The organism is Colwellia sp. (assembly GCF_013215345.1).
Classification (GTDB): domain Bacteria; phylum Pseudomonadota; class Gammaproteobacteria; order Enterobacterales; family Alteromonadaceae; genus Colwellia.
Map to the genome: position 1 here is coordinate 1 of NZ_JABSOV010000229.1, position 2851 is coordinate 2851.

4 protein-coding genes and 1 other RNA gene are annotated in these 2851 nt (G+C 35.0%); 3 read left to right on the top strand and 2 right to left on the bottom strand.

Features of this window, described 5'->3' with window-relative positions; all coding sequences use genetic code 11:
- Together HRT50_RS18455 and ffs are read left to right on the top strand one after the other, a co-directional pair.
- Positions 1 to 545: DUF3014 domain-containing protein (locus tag HRT50_RS18455; protein ID WP_291617237.1), on the top strand; the 545-nt coding region annotated here is incomplete at its 5' end.
- Positions 546 to 691: 146 nt separating this feature from the next.
- An RNA gene (gene ffs, locus HRT50_RS18460) (signal recognition particle sRNA small type) lies at positions 692 to 788 on the top strand.
- Between the two features lie 36 nt (positions 789 to 824).
- On the opposite strand, the gene HRT50_RS18465 is transcribed toward ffs, so the two are convergent.
- Together HRT50_RS18465 and priC are read right to left on the bottom strand one after the other, a co-directional pair.
- On the bottom strand, positions 825 to 1082 hold the full coding sequence (locus HRT50_RS18465; RefSeq protein WP_291617239.1) for a late competence development ComFB family protein: 258 nt from the start codon (positions 1080 to 1082) through the stop codon (positions 825 to 827).
- 93 nt (positions 1083 to 1175) lie between these two features.
- Positions 1176 to 1859 (bottom strand): primosomal replication protein PriC, encoded by a 684-nt coding sequence (gene priC, locus HRT50_RS18470; protein WP_291617241.1) that lies wholly within the window; start codon positions 1857 to 1859, stop codon positions 1176 to 1178.
- A gap of 676 nt (positions 1860 to 2535) precedes the next feature.
- On the opposite strand from priC, the gene HRT50_RS18475 reads away from it, so the two are divergent.
- A partial coding sequence (locus tag HRT50_RS18475) for a carboxypeptidase-like regulatory domain-containing protein (RefSeq protein ID WP_291617243.1) occupies positions 2536 to 2851 on the top strand: 316 nt, incomplete at its 3' end.

The window sequence follows — 2851 nt, forward strand, 5'->3', positions numbered from 1 at the left end:
CATGGCGTAATGAGTTATTATCACTGTTGATTACTGAGGATATTATTCGCCGTTTTGTAGTTTTTACTGATAATTTTGCTCAGGGCCTACTGGCTTACGATCATAGCCCCTTTATTCAGCCTAAAGTGAAGTTCTCTATTGATGAGCAATTGCCGAATGTTGATGGCCAGCAAAACGTTTGGCAGTGGGACAGCGAAACAAGTAAGCGCTTTGATTTATATGTCGACTTATTGCGTTCAGTTGATAGTTCTACGCTAGTTAAATGGTATGTTGATCTAAAACCGTTAATTGATGAGGCATACAGTGAACTTGGCTATGAAGATGACTTCACTTATACCCTGCAAGATGCCATAACACGAGTGCTAGATATGGAACTACCTAAGTCAGCGATGAATGTTACGCGTACCAGTGTTATGTATAAGTATGACGACCCTCAACTCGAAGCTTTAGATGATAGTGATAAACTGCTATTACGTATTGGTAAAGAAAATTTATTAATCATTAAATCGGTATTATTAGATGTTAATGAAAAGCTGGCGAAATAAGCTAATTTGACTAACTATTTTCCATATAAAGATTAAAAAGCAAGCAGTTGGTAATGTTTTACCAACTTATGCTTGCATATCTAGCAATGTTTAGCGATAATTCGCGCCGCTTTAAGACGTTATTTTTAAAGCCTCTATGGTGACCCTTTCGGTCCCCTCGCAATGATACTCTGTGAACTCGGCCAGGTCCGGAAGGAAGCAACCGCAGCAGACGACTCATGTGCCGAGGTGTGGCTGGTTGGGTCGCCACCCAACCCCTCTATCTTGTTATAAACTCACTTAGTTCACATGCATAAATTCAAGTGCATCAGCGATAGCTTTTTTTACTTTAGATTCCATCTCGAAACGCTCTGATGGCGGCAAATAAAAAGCCATATCAACTTCATGGCGAATATAACGTGTTGGCAATTGGTTTAATACCACACAGGTTAAGTCTGCTATAAAATCTTCATTATATTTATCATCAAATCTTGCTTTGACAAAGTGTTGTACAACTAACTTTTCATAATAGTTGTGAATGTCATCTGAAATCTTCATAAAACCCCTTTATATATTGCAGTAAATAGAACATATATAAAGAGTAACCTTAGTTAAAACAAAATGCGAATATATAAGGTTAAGCTTTGCTTGCTATCTTAGGCTTTTCTTTTCAGCAAGTTTCATTTTTTGTTCTATGGCTGAAATAGCCTTTCGACAACGTCCAAGGCGTTGGTGTAAAGCAAGGACTTCCTGTGAAAGCTTGTCAATATTACTCGCTCTACTTCTCATACGCTGTTGCTCTCGTTGACTAATCATTTCCATTAGCCTTCTTTCGAACTCATGATGCTCGATCAGTTGCTGATGCAGTTGATGACTTGAAAGGAGAACATTTTTTGCCATTTTATTGTAAATGTCATTTTGCTGTAATTGCTTTACTTGAGCCGATTTTACCCGAACTTTCTTCCTAGCGTCAAAACTAACCTGGGCAGCTTGATGCATTGCTTGGTTGGCCTGTATCGCCTTCATTAAAGCTGAAATTTGCTCTTCTATGCGTTGTAATGATGACAGCGCAAACTCTGCTCTGTTAATGTTGTTAGCACTTGAGTTGTATAGTCGAGAAAATTCGTTTAATCGCTTGGTAACTTCTTTAGCGTAGGGCGAAAATTTATCACTCTCAGTGTGAAAGAGATGTTTAGAGAATAGATTGTTATTTTCTATAAGGTAATGAGATTTGTTTTTGGCGTTTAACTGGTCAATTTTCTTTGTTTGTACAGATAAATGCTCAAGTAGCGTTGATAAACGCTGAATAGCTATTTGTTGTCTGTTATTGGTCATATAGTGAGCGATTATGTCGTGTGGCGTCTAATTATAACGTAGTTGATGATAAAGCTGAACTGTATCTAGCGCTTAAGTAAATAGTGGCATATGGCGTTCAATAGAAACTTTTAATATTAATAAAGCGCCACTTTGTAATTATAATTGTACATTGTGTTTTTTTTATGTATGTATGTATTTGATTTTATGTATATTATCTTTGTTTTATTTGTTGTTTTTTTTATGGTGTTAATTTCACGAAAGTAAAATTATTTTTGTTAAGTATATGTTATTTAATGTTTAAATGTTTTTTGCAGTAAAACTGTAAATTTAGAATGATGTGTTTTTATAGAAATGCACTTAATATGAATTTTTATTATTTAAATAAGGTGTGTTTAGTAAGTAAACTTATATTAATCAAGTTGTTATCTGTGTACTTTTGTGGTGGCGTGAATAAAAATCCCGAGGTGTAACCTCATGTTTCGGTATGTGTCAATATGTGTTGAATGTTACCTCATTGTTACCATTTGGTTTTATTTGTGTTGACGATTCCAGCAATTCCCGTTTAATATTCTTGTCGACAGATCAGATCATACGATTTGATAAAAGATAAACGAGGCAGTATAGCCTTGAGTCTTTTTAAAATAAAAACAAACAAATAAACAACCAAATCACCTAGGTGATCCAGGGAGTAAACATGTATAACAACTCAACTGTAACAAAAGCTTTTAATATGAAAAGTAAATCTTTTAAGCGTTCTTTAATTGCTGTATCAGTATCAGCTATAGTCGCAATGAGTACACCAGTATTAGCTAATAATGCTGCAGGTTCTATTTATGGTAAAGCTATAAGTGGTACCGAAATCACTTATAAAAATATAAAAACGGGTGTTTCACGTACTGTAACTGTTAGTGAAACAGGACGTTTTAAATTAAATAGTATTGCCCCTGGTAATTATGTTGTTAGTGATAATCTAGGAAATAAGCAAGCTGTTACTGTTGTAATTGGTACCG